This is a genomic window from Mesonia ostreae, assembly GCF_031845265.1.
Taxonomy (GTDB): Bacteria; Bacteroidota; Bacteroidia; order Flavobacteriales; family Flavobacteriaceae; genus Mesonia; species Mesonia ostreae.
The window spans coordinates 97,803-117,182 of sequence record NZ_JAVRBG010000005.1 but is presented as its reverse complement, the minus strand read 5'-3'; the positions used below and the strand labels follow the sequence as shown (position 1 = coordinate 117,182).

Genomic DNA, 19,380 nt, shown 5'->3' with positions numbered 1-19,380 from the left:
TTTTACTTATGATCAATATTTTAATTTTCAAAATGGAATAAATTCAATATTTAATAAAGGAAGTACAAGCTTTGAAGATTCTTATCACGATTTTTCAGATTTTTTAGAAAAAGAAGATGTCGTTAAAAGTGTACGTGAATTTGGAGCTATAAATTTTACGCAACAAGTCAATCATAAATTAAATATTACGGGCTACGGGATTTTTTCTAAAACAAAAGAGAGCACTTTGATAGAATCTACAAATAGGTATAACACATTTACAGAAGAAAACGCTATAAGCACAGCGACCAATAACCAATTGGCTATGGGAAGTCTCAATGCTATTTATCTTCCAAATTATACTGATCAATGGCATGTTAACTCTCAGTTTAAAAAGGCGAATGATAAGTATTATAACAGAATTAATTCTGAAATTGATACTGCTTTTAATGCTATTTTGAACAATCGTTTTGGTAAGCAAACTTTTTTTAATCAAGCTATAGAATGGCATAGAAAACAGTCTAAAGAACATTCTTTTTCTGCGGCTGTAGATTACACTTACAATAAATTAACCCCCAAGAGCATTTGGGAGACTAACGATGCTATTTTAATGGGACTTATTCCTATTATAGAGGAGTCAAACATAAGAATACATCAATTTAAAGAAACAGAGAAAAATCAAGTTAAAGCTATTTTTAAACATTATTGGGTGCTCAATAGAAACAATCATATCTATTCAACTCTAGGAAATATTAATTTGAATCAGACTTTTTTTACGGATGACGCACAAAAGCTACATGACGGAAGTGTAAATAATTTTAGCGAAGCAGGTTTTAATAATGATTTTAATTTTAGACTGAATGATGCCTTTGCAGGTATTTTTTATAAATTTAGAACGGGTATTTTTACTTTTGATCAAGGAGCGTTTGTACATCATTACCGATGGAATCCTAATCAAAAATCCACAAAAATTCAGAAAAAGTTGGTTCTCTTACCAAACTTAACCGCTAAAGCGGAATTTAATAGAAGTAAAAATTTGCGATTTAATTATGAATTAAAATCTTCTTTCGCTGATGCTTCTCAATTTGCGAATAGGTTTTATTTGCAGAGTTATAATAGCATTTTTAGAGGAAATACAACTTTAGAAAATACCTTAAAGCATCATTTTAATTTACGTTTTACAAAATCTAAGGGATACCGGGGTTTTGGAATTTATGCCACCGCCAACTATTCTAAACAAATAAAGGGAATCACAAATCAAATAAACTACGAAGACACGAATCAAATTATTTCACCTTTGTTTGTTGACAATTCTTCAGAAACTTGGAGTTTAAACGGTCGTTTGAGTAAAAAAATTAGTGAAATTAACTTTCAAACAGGATTCCGCTACAATCATAGAACCTATTTGCAATTTGTTAATGATCTTTCGTTTGAAAACCAAAACATCAACACTTCCTACAATTTTTCAGCAAAGACAATTTTCGACAATTTGCCAATTCTAGAAGTGGGTTGGAGGCAAAGCTTTGGTAATTTTAAATTGAGCAACAACACCACGAATTTTGTAACTCTAGAGCCTTTTGTGAATCTTGATTACGACTTTCTAGATGGATTTATCTTTTCAGCCGATTTTATCTCTTATACCTACAAAAATAAAACTTTAGACCAGAGAAACAGTTACGAAATTGCCAATACCTCTTTGTTTTATCAAAAAGAAAGTAGTGCTTGGAGTTTTAAAGTAGAAGCTCAAAACTTATTTGATGTTCAGTTCAAAAATCAAAACACCTTTACATCTTATATTATAGCAGACTCAAGAACCTATATTTTACCAAGAATTTTATTGTTTAGCATAGGGTATAATCTTTAATTCAACGCCCCAAAAATCATAACTCCGTAAAGGAAAAAACGTAAGAAACGCAATAACCCAAAAAGCAAATAACTTCCAAACGGAAACTTAATAACTCCTGCGGCAATACTAGAAATAGCAAAAGGAACTGGGAGAAGTGCTCCTACCACAATTAAAAAACCTCCCCATTTGCGCATGTTTTTAATATGCTTAGCCATTTTTACTTCGAGGTAAACAAATACAGAAGGAATACTTGCAATACCACGGCCAGCGAAATAAGAAACAATTCCTCCAAAATAAGAAAGAAAGGCGATAGCTGTTAAGTATAAATTGGGATGTGCCGTTTTACCGGACCAAGCGATAAAAATTTCTGGCGGAATAAGTCCTAAAATAGATTCGGAAGCAAAAAATACCGCTAATACACCAATTGGAGGAAAATTATCGGTTACATAAGTCAAAATATCATTGATATCTATCACAAAAAAGTGCACGCAAATTAATGCGATAATAAAAATAACGATAGGTAAAGCTGCTTTGATCAAACTCTTACCTACAAACGAATAAAAACCTGTATACGAGTAATATTGGTGGAGCAATTTCCACCTCGGTTTTTTATTAGATTTATTTTTTTGTGCCATCCTAGTATTAAAAGTTGCAAATTTAAGTGCTTTCCACACGGTGTACAAGTCTATTCCTGTAAGATATAGTTAATATTTTCAAAGTATGAGAAATGCCTAATTCTTAGCTTTTGAACTTGTATTATCTGTATCATTCAGCTTTATATCTCTATTTTCTACAGAGACATTAAAGTTATCTCCTGAAGGAATTTCGAAAATTTCTAAATTAAAATAAGGAACCGCAGCAAGAACGTGATCAAAAATATCGGCGATAATGTGTTCGTAATTTTTCCAAACTTTATCTTTCGAAAATGCATATATTTCTAAAGGAATTCCTTTAGAGGTAGGCTCTAATTGACGCGTCATAATCATCATTTCTTTATTTATTGCCAAATGTTGATTTAAGTAAGCATCTATATATTTTCTAAAAACGCCAAAATTAGTTTGATTTCTTCCGTTAAGCAAAGTAGATTTATCCACTTGATTTTTTTGGTTATACGTATCTATTTCCGCTTGACGGGTATTTAAATACTCTTTAATCAATTGAACATTCTTAAGTTCTTCGAATTCCGTATCTGATAAAAAATGAATACTGGAGGATTTAATCAAGATAGCTCTTTTAATTCTTCGACCTCCAGAAGCACTCATTCCTCGCCAGTTTTTAAAGGAATCAGAAATTAAATAATAGGTAGGAATGGTAGTGATGGTATTATCAAAATTTCTAACTTTTACAGAGGCTAGATTAATCTCGTAAACATCCCCATCGGCTGCATATTTTTCCATCGTAATCCAATCTCCAATGCGCACCATATCGTTTACAGAAACTTGTATGCTAGCAACAAAACCCAGTATAGTATCCTTAAAAATCAACAAAATTACTGCGGAAAGTGCTCCTAAAGCGGTTAAAAAGGTCCACACATCTTTACCGGTAAGTAGCGAGAAAATAATCATAAAGCCAAAAAACCATGTGAAGATTGTAAATACTTGTACGTAGCTATCTATAGGCTTATCTTTAAAACCATCTAGGGTTCTAATAAAATCTCTGCACGTGCGAATAATACTTCTAATGAATAGAATAATGACGATAATGCTAAGAACATCTATCAGGTTTTCTGCATCATTGCTATAGCCTTTAAAATCTACTAAGGCCAAAGGAGTTAGCCACCTCACCAAAAATAAAGTTAGTAAATGTGAAAAGTGATAAATCCCTTTATTTTTAAATAGAAGATCATCAAACTCGGTTTTTGTTTTCTCTGTAAGTCGTTTTATAAACTCTCTTAGCGTATTTCTAAGAATAAAATCAAAGATATAAACCAAGAGGATAAGAATTATAAAATTAGCGATGAGATTCCCGTATACAGCCAGGTTATTCTGCCATCCCCAATCTTTAAAAAGACGATAAAAACTATGTGTAATTTTGGTGGTGCTCATCCCTTAGGTTTTCTGCAAAAGTACAGGGATTCGTTGCTTAAACAAAATCTAAATTGTCTTTTTGATTCTAAATCCCAAAACTATTCTTAAAGCTGCTCATAAACTTTGTAGAAAAATTATCTTTGTCTCAAATTTAAGCTAGCAATTGAATAATCTAGAGAACATAAAAAAGAATACGCTTAGGTATATAACAGGCTTAGATTTTGCCAAAGGCTATGTATTGGCATTGGCGATGGTACTTCCGCTGTATATCACCAACATATTCGATATTTTAGATATTGGAATCGCTATGACGTTGGGAGTTTTAATGGTGGCTCCCAGTGATGTTCCTGGAAATTTAAAACACCGACTATTAGGAATGCTTTCTGCTATAGTTTTGGGGGTATTAGGAACTCTACTAGGAGGTTATTCTCAAGAAATCTTCTGGCTCAATCTTATCGTTGTTTTTGTCTTCGTATTTACGATTTCGTTGCTCGCTGTATATGGTTTTAGAGCTTCTTTGGTTATTTTTACAGGATTAATTGCTATCGTTTTATCTTATGCAAATTTTGGTGATATAGCGATTTGGTTACACACGGTTTATATTGCTTTGGGAAGTTTATGGTATATTCTTTTAAGTTCACTATTTCTTTACTTGAGACCCAATAAACATACAGAATTACTTCTAGGAGAAACCGCTCAGCTTACGGGAGACTTTTTAATTTTAAGAGGAAAATTACTTTTTAAAGAAAACAATCGTGAACTTCTACAAGACCAACAGTTAAAGCTGCAAGTAAGTATGAATGAGAAGCACGAAGATTTAAGGGAGGCCTTATTGAGCTCTAGAAAAGCATCTGGAGTTTCTAATTCTTCCCGTAGAAAGCTACTTATTTTTATTGATTTGGTAGATCTCTTAGAGCTTATTATGGCGCATCCTATCAACTATAAATATATTGACGAAATAGGTGAGAAGGAGCCTTCAATTATTGCTAAATACCAAGAGCTTATTTTTGAAATGAGCAAACAGATGTTTCATATTTCTGAAGTATTTATAGACAACACTAAAGTGAGTTCTTCCCTTAATATGTCTAAATCTTTCAAAGAAATTGAAGCTTTATTGATGGAGGAGAAGTCGGCGGTATTGGATGAGCCTCAGTTTTTATTCTTACAAAATATTTTTGATTTTGAATTGAAGCAAATTGAAAAAATCAATTCTATAGAACGTGTTTTAAAGAATATCAATAAAAGAAATAAGCTTAAAATTCAGTCTAAAGAAGAGATTCAGCAGTTTTTAACGCCTATAGACTATAGTTTTAGAAACCTAACACAACAGCTTAGCTTAAGTTCACCCACTTTTAGACATGCGTTAAGGCTGGCTTTCCTTATGGTAATTGGCGTTTTTATAGGCCATTATTTTCAAGTACAAAACGCCTATTGGATTTTACTTACCTTAATTGTAATTCTTAGACCTAGTTACGGCCTAACTAAAGAAAGATCTAAAAAAAGAATTTTGGGGACTTTTATTGGTGGGGCGGTGGCTTTTATCATCGTTTTGTTTGTACAAAGCCAATTGGTGTTTATGATTTTAGGAATTGTATGTTTGATTCTTGCCTTCTCCATGATTCAAAAAAACTATGTGGGCGCCGCTGCTTTTATCACGCTGAACGTCGTTTTTATTTATGCGCTCATGCAGCCAAATATTTTAGATGTAATTCAATACCGCGTAATTGATACCATAATAGGTTCTGGCTTGGCTTTTTTTGGTAATTTTATTCTTTGGCCTTCTTGGGAGTCTTCATTTTATAAGAATAATGTGGTAGACGCTTTACAAGCAAATATCAATTACCTAAAAGAGATAGATCGTTTTTATCAGAAAAAAGGAAATTTACCTAACAGTTATAAAGTAGCTAGAAAAAAGGCTTTTATCGCTATGGGGAATTTAAGTGAAACCTTTCAACGTATGGCACAAGAGCCAAAATCTAAACGAAAATCATATAGAAGACTGTACGAGTATAATGCACTTAACTATACGTTTTTATCCTCCTTAGCTAGTTTAGGAACTTTTATTAGAAATAACACAACCACGCAAGCATCCAATGCGTTTGGTACGTATATGGAACATATTGAAGCAAATCTATATAAATGTATATACAAGATAGAAAAGAAAAATGTAGAGATGCATCCAGTTTCTAAAGAAGATCTAAAAAGAGCTTCTACTTTTTTAGAAAATGAAACGATTCGATTAAATTTGCAATATTTACAAAAGGAAAATCCAGAGCAACAAGAGAAATTGCAGGCGCATCGCAAAGAAGTGCAACTTATTTCAGAGCAATTAAAATGGCTTTATGAGATTTCCTTAAATTTAAAAAATGTAGCCAAAAGTAGAAAAGTATGACCTCGTATTTTAAAAGTCCGCCATTTTATATTACTTTAATCATCATGGCGTTTGTCACCTTTATGTATTTTAACTTTAAAGATAAGTATGTATTAGATTATGACAATCCTTCACAAGTGGTGGTTAATAAGAAATGGCCTTTACCGCGTGCATTAGAAGAAGTTTCGGGAATTTCTCACGTTAATGATAATATTATTGCTTGCGTGCAAGATGAAGAGGGAATTATCTTTCTCTACAATTTAGAAAATGAAGGGGTAGAAAGAGAAATCAATTTTGGAGAACAGGATGATTACGAAGGCATTGCTATCGTTAGTGAAAGTGCTTATGTTGTGAATAGTGCAGGTAAACTTTTTGAAATTAGAAATTTTAAACAAGAAGATTTTGAAGTGATCATTTATGAAAATTTTTTGACAGAGGATCACAATGTAGAAGGTTTATGTTTGGATAAAACCAAGAATAGATTGTTATTGGCTTGCAAAGATAACCCAGATCATCGTGGTAATTTTAAATCTATTTATGCATTCGATTTAAAAACGAAACAAGTTGGAAAAGAACCTATTTATAAACTAACGTATGATAATCCTATTTTTGATAATTTTGAGGAAGATAAGGATGAAAAGCTGTTTAGAACTTCAGAAATTGCTATTCATCCCAAAACCAAAGATATCTATTTACTCGATGGAGCTATTCCTAAAATCTTAATTCTGAATAAAAACTGGGAGGCACAAGAGCTTTTGGTACTCGATCCCGAAATATTTTTGCAACCTGAAGGACTTAGTTTCAATACCAATGGAGATATGTTTATTGCCAACGAAGGAGATCTAAAATCTTCTAATATTTTACACGTTAGCTTGGAGGAAAAGAAAACTAGTAAAAAGCAATCTAGCGAAAACAGTAATAAAAACGGTAATTTAGATGAATTTATAGATGACCCTTCCTCACAAATTTAGGTGTAGGATTATTTATCTTTTTTTAACCAACCAAAAATCCCTTTCTTCTTTTTCTTTTCTTTTTTATCGAATTTCTTTTCCGTTTTATTGCTGCCAAAGAGACGTTTAAAAAAGCCGTCTTTTTTAATGACCTCACAATCTAAAGATGATAAAACTTCAGAAGAAGCTTTTTCAAAATGTGCATTTGCAATATCTTTATAGTCATCGTCTGCGCTAATTTTTTGATAGTATTTTGCAAAAATAGGGAGAGCTGAGTTGGCGCCTTGTCCTATTGCAGTACTGCTAAAACCAATTTGTTGATTGTCGTTTCCTACCCAAGTTAGTGTCACTAGATTTGGCGTAATGCCAACAAACCAGCCATCTTTATTATCTTGTGTAGTTCCCGTTTTTCCTGCAATCTCATTAGATAAGCCATAGGTAGAGCGTAATCGCGTTGCTGTCCCTTCATTTACGGTAGCCTTCATAAACTCTAACATTACTTGTCTTGTGTCGTCGCTAAAAGCTTTTTGTCTATCATTTTTTAAGGAAGGATGCAAATCTTCAAATGAAGCCACTACATTGCCATCTTTATCTTCTATTTTGGATATAAAAATAGGAGAGGAGGGAACACTGTGATTCACATAACTGGTGTATGCTGTAGCCATTTCTATCAGTTTTACGTTGGAAGATCCTAAAGCTATAGATGGTACCCTTGGAATATCACTCTCAATTCCCATAGCGTGCGCTTGCTCTACCACGCTATTTACACCCGTTTCATAAAGCACTTTTACCGCAATGGTATTTACAGAGTTGCTTAGAGCTTTCTCTAAGGAAAAATTAACATTCTCACTATCTTCTATTTTAGAAGCATTGGTGGGCCTCCAATTATCCACATCGGTGTAGGTGACTGCTTCTAATGGAAAATAGGTACAAGGATCCATTCCACTTTCTAAAGCTGCCGTGTACACGAAAGGTTTAAAGGTAGAACCTACCTGACGTTTACTCTGCGATACGTGATCATATTGAAAGTATCTATAATCAATTCCGCCTACGTAGGCTAAAACTGCTCCGCTAGACGGTTCTAAAGACACCATTCCTGCATTCAAAAATTTAGAGTAGTATTCTAAGCTATCCAATACGGACATAGATTTCACTTCGGTTGCATCCCAAGAGAACAATTCGGTTTCTTTTTTTTGGTTTAAAGAATCTTCTATCGCTTCCGCGGAAAGACCTTGAGACACATATTTTTTATAAATCTTTAAACGTTGTTTTGCCGCAAGAAATGTTTTTTTGTTTTTTAACCAAGGTGCATTTTCTCCGTAAGCTTTTTCAAATTGTTTCTGCAAGTTAGTCATATGCTCTCGCATGGCCTCTTCTGCATATTTTTGCAGCGTATTGTCTAAGGTAGTGTAGACTTTTAATCCGTCTCGGTAGATGTCGTAAACTTCTCCGTTTGGTTTTTTAAATTTCTCTTGCTGAAGTAAAGTATCCAATTGTTTTTTGATATGCGCTCTAAAATAAGGTGCTAGACCTTGATTGGGAGCGTAATACTGATAATCTAACTCAATTTTATTTTGCTTCGCTTTATTGGCCTGCTTCAAATTAATATAATCATACTTTAACATCTGATTAATCACCACATCGCGTCGCAATTGAGAACGCTCTGCAAAAAGCCTAGGATTGTAACTATGATTCGCTTTTAAAGAACCGATTAGGGTAGCCGATTGTGCTAAACTTAGCTTCTGTGTAGTTGAATTAAAGAATTTCTGAGAGGCACTTTCAATACCATAGGTGTTGTCTGGAAACGGAACTGTGTTTAAGTAAAGGGTTAGAATATCTTGCTTAGAATAAATGTCTTCAATACGCTCTGCTACAATACTTTCACGTACTTTATTTACAACGATACTTAAATAGCCGTAATCCTCTCTTCCGTAAAGATTTTTAGCCAATTGAAGGGTTATGGTACTTCCGCCACCAGAAGATTCGTCAGACATTAAAATGGTCTTAAAAAATACACGTAGCAAACTTTTATTATCTACTCCATCATGTTCATAAAATCTGGAATCTTCCGTAGCGATTAAAGCGTCGATAAGGTGCTGCGGAAATCCTTCAAATTTAATAGATTGTCTATCGTAAATATAAAATTTACCTATCAAATCGGCATTTTTGTCCAATACTTGAGTCGCCTGACTTTGTTTAAGACTAGCCAACTGCTTTTTATTTGGGACTTTTCCCCACATCCCAAAATAAATACTACCATAAAAAAGAAATAGTAGAAGCAATAGAGTAGAAGCTGTATAAAGCGTCCACTTCACCCACTTTTTGTTTAAAAAGGCCCTGTAACTCATAAATTATATAAAAATAAAGAGCACAAATTAACGAATAAGTTGGGCGAGAAGCGCTGATTTTAATTTATTTATAACGTTTTCAACTCTAATCACGCGTATGAATGGTTTTGTAAATGAAATAAAAGTATTTTAACCATCAAACCTTCTATATCTTGCCAATAGCATAACAAATAAACCGTAAGCGGCTAATCCTGCTGCAGCAACTCCCATTAAAATACTTCCATACGCCGAATCTTGTAAAAAGAAAAATGCTTCTTTGGTTCCCTTCACTTCATTGGTTCCAGAATACATGGCGGCTCTAATAAAAATATATGCTAAAATGAGTATCACAAAAGCGCGAGCATAAAACCCGAAATAGCCCGCATTCTTAGCCGCTTTGTGCCAACTTCTATCATCTATACTAAACTTTTTCATAAACTCTTTTTGATAAGCTTGCTTGATGTAATATCCTGCAATAAGAACTAAAAAAATTCCGATAATGAAGAAAAGAATGCTCATAAGCGTCGGACTTAAAAAACTAGATAAACCACCGCCGCCACTAGAAGACGAGCTCCATAAATTTCTAGCTGCTAAAAATGCAATCCCTAAATAAATAATGCCACCGAAGAAAAAAACCACACGTTTTGCTTTACCTTTCCAATCGTCTTTTATTTCTTCAGGATTAATAAAACATTGTATAAATCTCCAGCAGGCATAACAAATTAATCCTAATGCAATTGCAATTAATAAAACTTTCCCAAAAGGCTGTTTGTTGATAAAATCAAACACTTGACTTTTTCCAGAGGTAGATCCCCCCAAATGCATTGCCGCCATTAAGGTCAATATTCCACTTAAAAAGTAGGTTACTCCTTTAGAGAATGTACCAACCTTAGCAATCATTTTGTATTCTTTCTTCATTTCATTTTTTTTAAATATAAATTCATAAAAAGAAAAAGATAGATTATTTAGGTTAAGATTAACAGGAGTTTATTTTATGCGTTAAAGTGTTCTAAAACCTATGAAATAGTTTACGAAACCTTTTGTTTCTACTTATATTTAAGCACTAAAAAATAAAACTATGGAAAAATTAGACAATAAAATAGCGCTAATTACTGGCGGAAGTAAAGGAATAGGTTTTGGTGTTGCCGAAGCATTGATGAAAGCTGGAGTGCATGTGGCAATTACTAGTAGATCTTTAACCAATGCAGAAACCGCTGCGGAAGACTTAGAAAAAAAGACAGGTGGAAAAGCTTTGGGAATAAAAGCCGATGTAAGAAATTTGATAGACCAAGAGGAAGCAGTGCGGCATACGATCGAAAAATTTGGACAGTTGGATTATGTGATTGCAAATGCAGGAATTGGACATTATGGAAATATAGCTGAACTTACAGATCACGATTGGCGTGAAACTATTGACACCAACCTTACAGGTGTTTTTTATTCCGCGAAAGCGAGCATTGAAGCTTTAAAGAAATCTAAAGGATATTTTATAAGTATTTCTAGTTTAGCAGGTACCAACTTTTTTGCAGGAGGAGCGGCTTACAACGCTAGTAAATTTGGAGTAACTGGATTTACACAGGCGATGATGCTCGATTTGAGAGAGGATGGAATAAGTGTTTCTACCATTATGCCAGGATCAGTTTCTACGCATTTTAATGGCAACGATCCAGATCAAAATGAAAATAAAGAGTCTTGGAAGATTCAAAAAGAGGATATTGGAGAACTAGTGGTAGATTTATTTAAAATGAACAAACGAAGTTTACCAAGTAAAGTGGAAATTAGACCCTCACAACCTCCAAAAAAGTAAGTTATGAAATCTTTACAATTAGGAACATCTTCTTTAAAATCATCCCCCATTATTTTTGGAGGGAATGTTTTTGGATGGACGCTCAACGAAAAAGAATCCTTTAAAATATTAGATGAAATGCTAGATCGTGGCATTACCATGATTGATACTGCCGATGTGTATTCGCGGTGGGTAGATGGTAATGAAGGCGGAGAATCTGAAAGGATTATAGGAAAATGGTTTAAAGATAGGAAAAACAGAAATCAAATTACTCTGGCCACCAAGGTAGGTGCCGATATGGGAAAAGGGTCTAGAAATATTTCTAAAAAGTACATATTAGAGCGGGTAGAGGATTCTTTAAAAAGATTGCAAACAGACCATATAGATTTGTATTTCACGCATTGGGATGATGAAGAAACTCCAGTAGAAGAAACCTTGGAGGCTTACCAACAACTTATTCAGCAAGGAAAAGTGAATGTTGTAGGCGCTTCTAACTTATCTTCCAAACGCTTAAGCGAATCTTTACAAGCTTCTACCGGAAGCAATTTACCTAAGTATCAAGTTTTTCAACCCGAATACAATTTGATGTCTAGAAAGGAGTTTGAAGAAAAAATAAAGCCCATTTGTAAAAGACATCAATTGGGAGTTACTCCGTATTTTTCTCTCGCTAGCGGATTTCTTACAGGAAAATACCGCAGCGAAAAGGATATGGAAGGTTCTTCCAGAAAGGATTTTGTGCAAAAATACTTGAATAGAACTGGATTGCAAGTCTTAGATGCTTTAGATGAAATATCTGAAAATCATCAAGTAGATAATGCCGCTGTTGCTCTGCGTTGGCTTATGCAGCAAAATGTGGTCACTGCACCAATTGCGAGTGCTACAAAATCTAAACATTTAGAAAGTTTTACCGAAGCTATGGAAATACAACTTAACGCTGAAGAAATGAGGCGTTTGGACGAAGTAAGTAAACTTTAATTTTTGACAATCATAGCGTATATATGGTGTTATCAACAAAAAAAGGCTGCTAGAATTATCTGGCAGCCTTTTCCATAATAAGCAGGTTATCTTAACCTAAATATTTTTTAAGAATTTTATTTTTAGATTGGTGTTTCAATCTTCTAATTCCTTTTTCTCTAATTTGTCTCACGCGTTCTCTACTTAAATCAAACGTATCTCCAATTTCTTGCAAAGTCATTGCGGGTTGGTTTCCTATTCCGTAATTCAAACGAATTACATCTGCTTCCCTTGTAGAGAGTGTATCTAAAGCTCTACTGATCTCTATGCTTAAAGAATCTCTCATCAAATTATCATCTGGAGTAGGGGACTCGCCAGAACTTAATACATCATATAAGTTAGAGTCATTTTCTCCTTCCTTAAATGGAGCATCCATAGATAAATGCCTGCCAGAGTTTTTCAACGCAATTTTTACCTGAGCTGTAGGCATATCCAATTCTTTTGCTATTTCTTCTGCAGAAGGTGGACGTTGTAAACCTTGCTCTAAATGAGAAAAAGTTTTGTTTATTTTATTAATTACTCCAATTTTATTTAGCGGTAAACGAACTACACGAGATTGTTCTGCTAATGCTTGTAGGATAGACTGTCTTATCCACCAAACGGCATAGGAAATAAATTTAAATCCTCGAGTTTCATCAAAACGCTTGGCTGCTTTCACTAAGCCCACATTTCCTTCATTAATTAAATCTGGAAGTTTTAAACCTTGATTTTGATATTGTTTTGCTACTGAAACAACAAATCTCAAGTTAGCATTCACCAATTTTTCTAATGCAATTTGGTCACCTTCTCTAATACGTTGTGCTAATTCTACTTCTTCTTCCGCAGTAATTAGATCTACTTTACTAATATCCTGTAAGTACTTATCTAACGATTTTGATTCTCGATTAGTAACCTGTTTGGTAATTTTAAGCTGCCTCATATATCTCTACTTATGTTTGTGATTTGTAATAAGTTTTATTATACGACAATTAAGTCAATAAAACAAGCTAATTAGAATGTAATTTTGTATAAACCATAAAAAACGCAGATTATTGCTTCAATAACCTGCGTTTTTAGTCGTTTTACTATAAAGGAAATTACTTAATCTCCATTACTTCTAAATCAAAAGTAAGATCTTTACCAGCCAAAGGATGGTTTGCATCAATGATTATAGACTCATCTTTTACTTCTGCAACTCTCAATTGTCTTTCTGTTCCGTCAGGGTTTTTAGAAACTAATCCCATTCCAACTTGTGGCTCAATTTCTTGAGGCAACTGACTTTTTGGAACTTCTTGAAAAAGTTCTTTTTGTACTTCTCCGTAAGCTTCTGTATGTGGAATTTGAACCGTCTTCTTATCATTCACTTTCATATCGATAAGGCCATCTTCAAATCCAGGAATTATTTGACCTTGTCCTAATGTAAATTCGATAGGCTCTCTTTCTAACGAACTATCAAATACTTGACCGTCTTCTAACTTTCCTGTGTAATGTACTTTTACCGTGTCATTCTTTTTAACTTGACTCATAAAATTGTTTTTTCTAATTTATTAATTATTGAAAATGAAATTTGTAGATTCACTTTCATCTTAGAACTTGCAAAATTATAAGAATTCTATTGAATCCCAAGAGTTTAGACTATTAATCTCTTGTATTTAAAGAAAGCTTAACAAAATTTAAGAAAAACGCTACATTATCTTTAGCTATATTGTATTTTCTAACCCATCAAAAGATAAATAATCATGGCTCAGGATCCTAAAAAAAACCAGAATAACGAAGAATATATTCTAAAAGACAATGCAAAAACCAAAATTGGTGCAGGCATTATTATTGTTTTCTTAATTGTATTAATTCTTGGAGTAATCTTATCTGGACTTTACTTTGAATGGTTTTGAAACCCAAAAATAATCAAAACCACATAAAATCCATATTACTTTTAATACCCTAATTTAAAAACTAATTGATATTGCTTAAGAATTAAGACCTAAAAAAGGAGCTGATCATTCAGCTCCTTTTACACTTAAAATATTTTATTTAGTTCTAAGACTCTTCCAACATAGATAAAAATTTATCCAAGTTAGGTAAGATAATAATTCTTGTTCTACGGTTACTTTCACGACCATCTGCAGAATCATTATCGGCTATCGGTGAAAAACTACTTCTTCCCGCAGCAATTAACTGTTTCCCATCTACATTATATTTATCTTGTAACAAACGAACGATAGAAGTTGCTCTACGCACACTCAAATCCCAGTTGTCTTCTAAGTAAGATTCTTTTTTAATGGTTTGATTATCGGTATGTCCTTCTACCATGACTTCCATAGCAGACTCAGAATTAACTACCTCTGCAATTCTACCTAAAAGCTTATGAGCTCTAGGACTTACCCAATAGCTACCACTTTTAAATAATAGTTTATCAGATACGGTAATTTGGACTACCGTTTGGTTTACATCAATTTCAATTCCTTCATCGTCTCCAGAAAGTGATTTCTTTAAATTATGTGATACCGCTAAATCTATAGAATCTCCTAAAGTTTTTGCTCCTGCAACTAAAGTAGGATCCACGTTTTTAAGAGTTCTACGCATCGACTTTTTATTTTTGTTAGACATCGCAGCGATATTATCTACCATCTCTAACTTATCATCGTTTTCGTCTTGCAACCTATTAATTTTTGCATAATAGTTAGATACCCGCTCTTCAATTTTTGCGTATTTCTCTTCGCAATCTTCTTTATCTACCCGAGTTTTCATAAGAACACTCTTCGTGTCATCCAATTCCGTCTCTAATTCGGTGTACTTTTTCTTAGACACACAAGAAGTAAATAGTGTCGCAGAAATTACGCTTAACAATAATACCTTTTTCATAATTTGTTTAGATTTTGGTGATGTCAATATTAACCCCTTGTTTTTGGTTTTGTTATCTTTGTCTTACTATAGTTTTGTTAAAAATAGTTTATAAATTCTTAATGCTTTGGTTTGATTATTGTATCACAATTACTTACAATATCTTTGTAATAGATAAAGATGTTCGTACGCTACAGCTTTTAGAAAAAAATTAGATTTGATATTAAATACTTAAAAAACAGCTCTTTAATTTTGATAATATAATGTAGGGCTATAAAAAAGAAAAAAATATGAAATATATAGCTAGTCTTGTCGGAATTTTTGCCGTTTGCGGAATTTCTCACGCCCAATTAGATAATCCTACTACCACAACTACAGGAGGTCGCCTTGGCGGAAATACAATAAATAGCGGCGGATTTACACGATCTACTCCCGGACTTAGCAAACCGAATAATTCTTTTTATGCAGGTAAGAACAAAGACCGACTTTCGCCAAAAGAGGAAAGTTTAGATATAACAGATCAAGAAGAGTTTCTAGATCCTACAAAAAAGTTTGATCCCAAATACTTAGCGAAGAAGGAAGGGGATAAGACACCAGAAGAATTTAAAAAGAATCAATACTTCGGAGATTTTAAAAGCAACGGAAAATTTGTCAAAATACTTTGTAGAGATCATATGGCGGTAGACGGCGATATGGTGCAGGTTGTTGTAAACGGAAAAGTTCAAGTTTCAAAAATATCTCTACAAGGCAGTTATACTAATGTGTATATCAATTTAGAAGAAGGTTTCAATAAAATAGAAGTCTTGGCGTTAAATCAAGGAATGTCTGGTCCAAATACCGCCGAATTTAAGGTGTATGACGATATGGGCGATTTAATCGCTAAAAATATCTGGAATCTAGCCACAGGATTCAAAGCTTCTATGATTATTGTAAAAGAAAAAGAAGAAGAGTGAGAAAGCATTTCGTCTATAAAATTTTATGTGTGAGCCTCTTAAGTTTGGGCGTTTGGAGTTGTTCTTCCCTTTCTAGCGTACAAAAAGAGAACAATACTAAAGAGATTGCCCTTTGGTTAGATCTCCAAAAAGTACATATTGATCTAAATACGGCATATCCTAGAAGTAATTCCGCTTTACAGAAATTAGCAGATAACGGACTTTTAGCTCCCGGAAATACCTCTAATGTGATCAATCTTTCCAGCAGTAAAAGCTTTATTAAGATTCACCAAGATAGTATTCAAGGCTATTTACCGTATTATGGCACCCGTCAAACCGCTGGAAGATTAGGAGAAAACGGAAGTATTAATTTTCATGACATTCCAAAAAATTACAGCGAACATTTAGATCCCAAAACGCTAATACATCATATTGCTTTTGAAATCTCTCAAAAAAAATCTAGCGAAGTCTTTCAAATACAAATTGAAATCTACCCAACCAAAAACGTACAAGTACTCATTAACAGCTCTCAACGCGACGGAATTAGCTATAATGGAAAAGCTAAAAAATTAAAAGAATAAGTATTTCGCTTACGCGAATTTGCTTTTAGTTTTTATCATGTTTTCTTGCTCTAGATTTTAAAGCTCCGTATACCTTAAGTTTCAAAATCCATGAAACAACATGCGGCAAACTCCCAAATGGAATTAAAAGAGTAGAGGTAAGTAGTTAAATTCACATCCATATCCTTATAAATTTTGCTTATGTACATAGAGGTATTCCTATGGTATGTTATTGTCTGTTCGCGCGCAGTCGAGAACTAATCGTCAGCTCAAATTAGGTTTTGACTGCTTCTTTCTTTGACTCAGGCAGGCTCAACCAGACATATTAAATGTTTTTCAACAGAAAAAGTATGTGATCTCTATAAAAAATAATTCCTGAAATAAATTCTGCGCTAGTATAAAAGTAAATTCCATTATTTTTAGTGTCCTAGAATTTTTAATTGCAATAAAATCGGCTTACTTTTAAAAGAAAAAATGAAAAAAAAATCAGATATTAAAAAGGAAACTCCAGTAGATTATTCCATATTAGGTAGCATAAAAAAAAGATGGAGTCCAAGAGTCTTTGCCGAAAAACCAATTTCAGAGAAAGATGCCAAAATATTATTAGAAGCGGGTAGGTGGGCACCAAGTGCGTCTAACATTCAACCTTGGCGAGTAATTTGGGGAATAAAAGGAACTCCAATCTACGATCGCATATTTAACTGCTTAGATGAATTTAATCAAAGTTGGGCAGGAAATTCGCAAATGTTATGGCTTAATGCCTTTAAAAAAACGATGAATAATGGAGAGCAAGAGAATTTTCATGCGCTTCACGATTTAGGTTTATTTATGGGAAATGTGATTCATCAAGCGAACAGTATGGAAATGGCAGTACACCAAATGGCCGGAATAGACTTTAAAAAAGCGCAAAAAGAATTTCAGTTTCCCGAAGAGTATCACGTTGCCACGGCGGTAGCTTTTGGTTATTTTGGTGGCGAGCCAGAGGAATTATCTGAAGATTTAGAGAAACAAGAAGTAAAAGAAACCCGAGAAAGGAAATCACAAGAGGAATTTGCTTTTAACGGAAATTTTCAAACTAAATAAAAATAAAATTATGAGTAAAAAAAAGAAACATGCAGATTTTCAAGATGGATATAGAAGAGATTCTAATCTTGGCAAAACAAGAGCAGATAAAGAAGACGAACTTAATGTAAAAGGCGATGGCCAACTTAAAGCGGAAAAAGACAAAGAAATGAAAAAGAAAGCCGAAAAGAAGAAAATTGATGACACGCTAGACGATCTTTTATCTGACGAAAAGTAGAAGTGATTTTTAAAAACACACAAGAATACGCTCTTAGAAAATAGATTTTTGTGCATAAGTTGATTTTAGAATCTCACCAAGTTGTATACCATTTGGTGAGATTTTTAATTGAATAAAGTAGGTTGCGTTTCTTGTAACAGAAAATTGTAAGTATTTTATTTTTCTATATACGATTACAGAAAGAAGGAATAGAATAGACTAAAGTACGATTTGAAAAAGATTCTAATTGATGACGGAAATGTGGAAGTAGGTCATCAATTATTCTATTTTACATAATATAAATTATAGTACAAATGTATTGTTTAGTTAACAAGAGTGGTTTATCCATTTGATAGCTATAATTAGCCGTTATGTAAAATAGCCGCTGCCATACGCTCGATTGTTTTATAAAATTAAATTGCTCTGGCAATTTATTTTACACACAATTATCCAACGCTTGCCAACGCCAAAATAAAAACTAACCTTTTTGCTGTTATTAAAAATCGCGTATTCGATAAAATGTACGTCAAAAAAAATTTTAGACAATTCTCGTAAGCTTGCCACAAGAGCATAAATTTTAAGAAATCGACTTTTTAGGAGATTCACGAACACATTTGAAGTTTCTGCAAATAATTAAATAAGTGAGTAAAAATAAAATTCTATGCACTTGTTATATTTTGAACTTCTATTAATCTTTTTTTAATGTTTCATTATCTTTTGTCTTGAAACAAAAGAAACAAAAATTCAAGGCTGCATATAATTTTGGAAACAATTGACGGCTCATTCGCTATATTTTAGGAAATATTGTAATTGGTTAACATTGTTTGGAAATCCCTTGTATAATTGAAACTCTTAAGAAACTGTATTACTAAACCCCCTAAAATATGGACGCTCATTTCTCCTATTGTTTTAACCAAAATTTTATGAGGCCAAGGTTAACATCATGATTCTATTTTACATAATATTATCCAAAAACTAATTTGTACAATTGATTAATGTTTTCATCCTCAATATCATATTCTTGCAAAAAACCATGAATCTCTTTTAAATAATCTCTAGCATTGCCATTATCTCCTTCTTCACCTTCTTTAATTATTTTTGCCTTTTCCTCAATATTTACATCTTTGCTCAAATAATTTTTGCCTTTACTATCAGGAAAAAAGACCAAACATTTTAAAGACTTCCCTTCATCATCAATTACTTCAAGTGATTTATTAGGAGTTTCAATTGGTAAGTAACCTCCTTCTCTTTTTTTTAATTCTGGCAAATGCTTTTCATATATCTGTATTGCAGCTCCTAAACATTCCCCACCTAATTCAAGACCTAAAGCCAACCCTGGTTTACTTTTAGTTCCTCTAGATTTAATTGATTTTTTATTAAAACTTCTCTTTGCTCCTTTCAATGTTGTTTTTATTGTGTCTAAAGGTTGAAAAGATTCATTATTCCAAATTAATGACCCATAAGCAAATACCCATACCTTATTTTCCAT

General features: G+C 33.1%; 18 protein-coding genes. 10 read left to right on the top strand and 8 right to left on the bottom strand.

Translation table 11 applies throughout. The features are described 5' to 3' along the window. The first annotated feature begins 226 nt into the window (after positions 1-226). Positions 227-1,843, top strand: coding sequence for a hypothetical protein (locus RLT85_RS06690; protein WP_311401268.1), 1,617 nt, complete (start codon positions 227-229; stop codon positions 1,841-1,843). Here RLT85_RS06690 and RLT85_RS06685 read toward each other — a convergent pair. Together RLT85_RS06685 and RLT85_RS06680 are read right to left on the bottom strand one after the other, a co-directional pair. Continuing rightward, entirely contained in the window at positions 1,840-2,460 is a 621-nt protein-coding gene (locus RLT85_RS06685) for a YqaA family protein (protein WP_311401267.1), read from the bottom strand. The genes RLT85_RS06690 and RLT85_RS06685 overlap by 4 nt on opposite strands. Positions 2,461-2,556: 96 nt before the next feature. Beyond that, positions 2,557-3,870: a mechanosensitive ion channel family protein gene (locus RLT85_RS06680; RefSeq protein ID WP_311401266.1), complete on the bottom strand. Its 1,314-nt coding sequence runs from the start codon at positions 3,868-3,870 to the stop codon at positions 2,557-2,559. A gap of 145 nt (positions 3,871-4,015) precedes the next feature. On the opposite strand from RLT85_RS06680, the gene RLT85_RS06675 reads away from it, so the two are divergent. Both RLT85_RS06675 and RLT85_RS06670 read left to right on the top strand, forming a co-directional pair. Further along, positions 4,016-6,244, top strand: a complete 2,229-nt coding sequence (locus RLT85_RS06675) for an FUSC family protein (RefSeq protein WP_311401265.1) — start codon at positions 4,016-4,018, stop codon at positions 6,242-6,244. After that, entirely contained in the window at positions 6,241-7,194 is a 954-nt protein-coding gene (locus RLT85_RS06670; protein WP_308864456.1) for a YjiK family protein, read from the top strand. The genes RLT85_RS06675 and RLT85_RS06670 overlap by 4 nt, the downstream gene beginning before the upstream one ends. A gap of 8 nt (positions 7,195-7,202) precedes the next feature. Here the strand turns inward: RLT85_RS06670 and RLT85_RS06665 are convergent, their stop codons facing one another. Next, complete coding sequence (locus RLT85_RS06665) at positions 7,203-9,488, bottom strand: transglycosylase domain-containing protein (RefSeq protein ID WP_311401264.1); 2,286 nt, start codon at positions 9,486-9,488, stop codon at positions 7,203-7,205. A 162-nt stretch (positions 9,489-9,650) separates the two neighbouring features. Beyond that, positions 9,651-10,418, bottom strand: coding sequence for a DUF1206 domain-containing protein (locus RLT85_RS06660; RefSeq protein ID WP_311401263.1), 768 nt, complete (start codon positions 10,416-10,418; stop codon positions 9,651-9,653). Between the two features lie 160 nt (positions 10,419-10,578). Here RLT85_RS06660 and RLT85_RS06655 point away from each other — a divergent pair, with 160 nt between their 5' ends. Together RLT85_RS06655 and RLT85_RS06650 are read left to right on the top strand one after the other, a co-directional pair. After that, a complete protein-coding gene (locus tag RLT85_RS06655) occupies positions 10,579-11,307 on the top strand; it encodes an SDR family oxidoreductase (protein WP_311401262.1) in 729 nt (242 codons plus the stop codon). A 3-nt stretch (positions 11,308-11,310) separates the two neighbouring features. Next, positions 11,311-12,261 (top strand): aldo/keto reductase, encoded by a 951-nt coding sequence (locus RLT85_RS06650; protein WP_311401261.1) that lies wholly within the window; start codon positions 11,311-11,313, stop codon positions 12,259-12,261. Positions 12,262-12,352: 91 nt separating this feature from the next. Here RLT85_RS06650 and RLT85_RS06645 read toward each other — a convergent pair whose 3' ends face one another. Then, positions 12,353-13,219: a sigma-70 family RNA polymerase sigma factor gene (locus tag RLT85_RS06645; protein WP_311401260.1), complete on the bottom strand. Its 867-nt coding sequence runs from the start codon at positions 13,217-13,219 to the stop codon at positions 12,353-12,355. Between the two features lie 157 nt (positions 13,220-13,376). Beyond that, complete coding sequence (locus tag RLT85_RS06640; RefSeq protein ID WP_311401259.1) at positions 13,377-13,805, bottom strand: FKBP-type peptidyl-prolyl cis-trans isomerase; 429 nt, start codon at positions 13,803-13,805, stop codon at positions 13,377-13,379. Between the two features lie 213 nt (positions 13,806-14,018). Here RLT85_RS06640 and RLT85_RS06635 point away from each other — a divergent pair, with 213 nt between their 5' ends. Continuing rightward, on the top strand, positions 14,019-14,171 hold the full coding sequence (locus RLT85_RS06635; RefSeq protein WP_311401258.1) for a hypothetical protein: 153 nt from the start codon (positions 14,019-14,021) through the stop codon (positions 14,169-14,171). Positions 14,172-14,316: 145 nt separating this feature from the next. Here RLT85_RS06635 and RLT85_RS06630 read toward each other — a convergent pair whose 3' ends face one another. Beyond that, complete coding sequence (locus RLT85_RS06630) at positions 14,317-15,141, bottom strand: OmpA/MotB family protein (protein ID WP_311401257.1); 825 nt, start codon at positions 15,139-15,141, stop codon at positions 14,317-14,319. A 269-nt stretch (positions 15,142-15,410) separates the two neighbouring features. On the opposite strand from RLT85_RS06630, the gene RLT85_RS06625 reads away from it, so the two are divergent. The 4 genes from RLT85_RS06625 to RLT85_RS06610 all read left to right on the top strand — a co-directional run bounded on the left by RLT85_RS06625 (position 15,411) and on the right by RLT85_RS06610 (position 17,912). Beyond that, positions 15,411-16,073, top strand: coding sequence for a hypothetical protein (locus tag RLT85_RS06625; RefSeq protein ID WP_311401256.1), 663 nt, complete (start codon positions 15,411-15,413; stop codon positions 16,071-16,073). A gap of 29 nt (positions 16,074-16,102) precedes the next feature. Further along, positions 16,103-16,633: a DUF4251 domain-containing protein gene (locus RLT85_RS06620; protein ID WP_311401255.1), complete on the top strand. Its 531-nt coding sequence runs from the start codon at positions 16,103-16,105 to the stop codon at positions 16,631-16,633. A gap of 453 nt (positions 16,634-17,086) precedes the next feature. Next, a complete protein-coding gene (locus tag RLT85_RS06615) occupies positions 17,087-17,695 on the top strand; it encodes a nitroreductase family protein (RefSeq protein ID WP_311401254.1) in 609 nt (202 codons plus the stop codon). A 10-nt stretch (positions 17,696-17,705) separates the two neighbouring features. Next, a complete protein-coding gene (locus RLT85_RS06610; RefSeq protein ID WP_311401253.1) occupies positions 17,706-17,912 on the top strand; it encodes a hypothetical protein in 207 nt (68 codons plus the stop codon). 943 nt (positions 17,913-18,855) lie between these two features. Here the strand turns inward: RLT85_RS06610 and RLT85_RS06605 are convergent. Continuing rightward, the gene (locus tag RLT85_RS06605; RefSeq protein ID WP_311401252.1) at positions 18,856-19,380 is read right to left on the bottom strand and encodes a gamma-glutamylcyclotransferase; all 525 of its coding nucleotides are present in this window, start codon (positions 19,378-19,380) and stop codon (positions 18,856-18,858) included.

What these genes read in the sequence shown, in the direction of transcription:
- RLT85_RS06685 (WP_311401267.1), bottom strand. Translation starts at nt 2,460, where the DNA reads ATGGCACAAAAAAATAAATCTAATAAAAAACCGAGGTGGAAATTGCTC.
- RLT85_RS06680 (WP_311401266.1), bottom strand. Translation starts at nt 3,870, where the DNA reads ATGAGCACCACCAAAATTACACATAGTTTTTATCGTCTTTTTAAAGAT.
- RLT85_RS06670 (WP_308864456.1), top strand. Translation starts at nt 6,241, where the DNA reads ATGACCTCGTATTTTAAAAGTCCGCCATTTTATATTACTTTAATCATC.
- RLT85_RS06660 (WP_311401263.1), bottom strand. Translation starts at nt 10,418, where the DNA reads ATGAAGAAAGAATACAAAATGATTGCTAAGGTTGGTACATTCTCTAAA.
- RLT85_RS06655 (WP_311401262.1), top strand. Translation starts at nt 10,579, where the DNA reads ATGGAAAAATTAGACAATAAAATAGCGCTAATTACTGGCGGAAGTAAA.
- RLT85_RS06650 (WP_311401261.1), top strand. Translation starts at nt 11,311, where the DNA reads ATGAAATCTTTACAATTAGGAACATCTTCTTTAAAATCATCCCCCATT.
- RLT85_RS06645 (WP_311401260.1), bottom strand. Translation starts at nt 13,219, where the DNA reads ATGAGGCAGCTTAAAATTACCAAACAGGTTACTAATCGAGAATCAAAA.
- RLT85_RS06640 (WP_311401259.1), bottom strand. Translation starts at nt 13,805, where the DNA reads ATGAGTCAAGTTAAAAAGAATGACACGGTAAAAGTACATTACACAGGA.
- RLT85_RS06635 (WP_311401258.1), top strand. Translation starts at nt 14,019, where the DNA reads ATGGCTCAGGATCCTAAAAAAAACCAGAATAACGAAGAATATATTCTA.
- RLT85_RS06630 (WP_311401257.1), bottom strand. Translation starts at nt 15,141, where the DNA reads ATGAAAAAGGTATTATTGTTAAGCGTAATTTCTGCGACACTATTTACT.
- RLT85_RS06625 (WP_311401256.1), top strand. Translation starts at nt 15,411, where the DNA reads ATGAAATATATAGCTAGTCTTGTCGGAATTTTTGCCGTTTGCGGAATT.
- RLT85_RS06615 (WP_311401254.1), top strand. Translation starts at nt 17,087, where the DNA reads ATGAAAAAAAAATCAGATATTAAAAAGGAAACTCCAGTAGATTATTCC.
- RLT85_RS06610 (WP_311401253.1), top strand. Translation starts at nt 17,706, where the DNA reads ATGAGTAAAAAAAAGAAACATGCAGATTTTCAAGATGGATATAGAAGA.
- RLT85_RS06605 (WP_311401252.1), bottom strand. Translation starts at nt 19,380, where the DNA reads ATGGAAAATAAGGTATGGGTATTTGCTTATGGGTCATTAATTTGGAAT.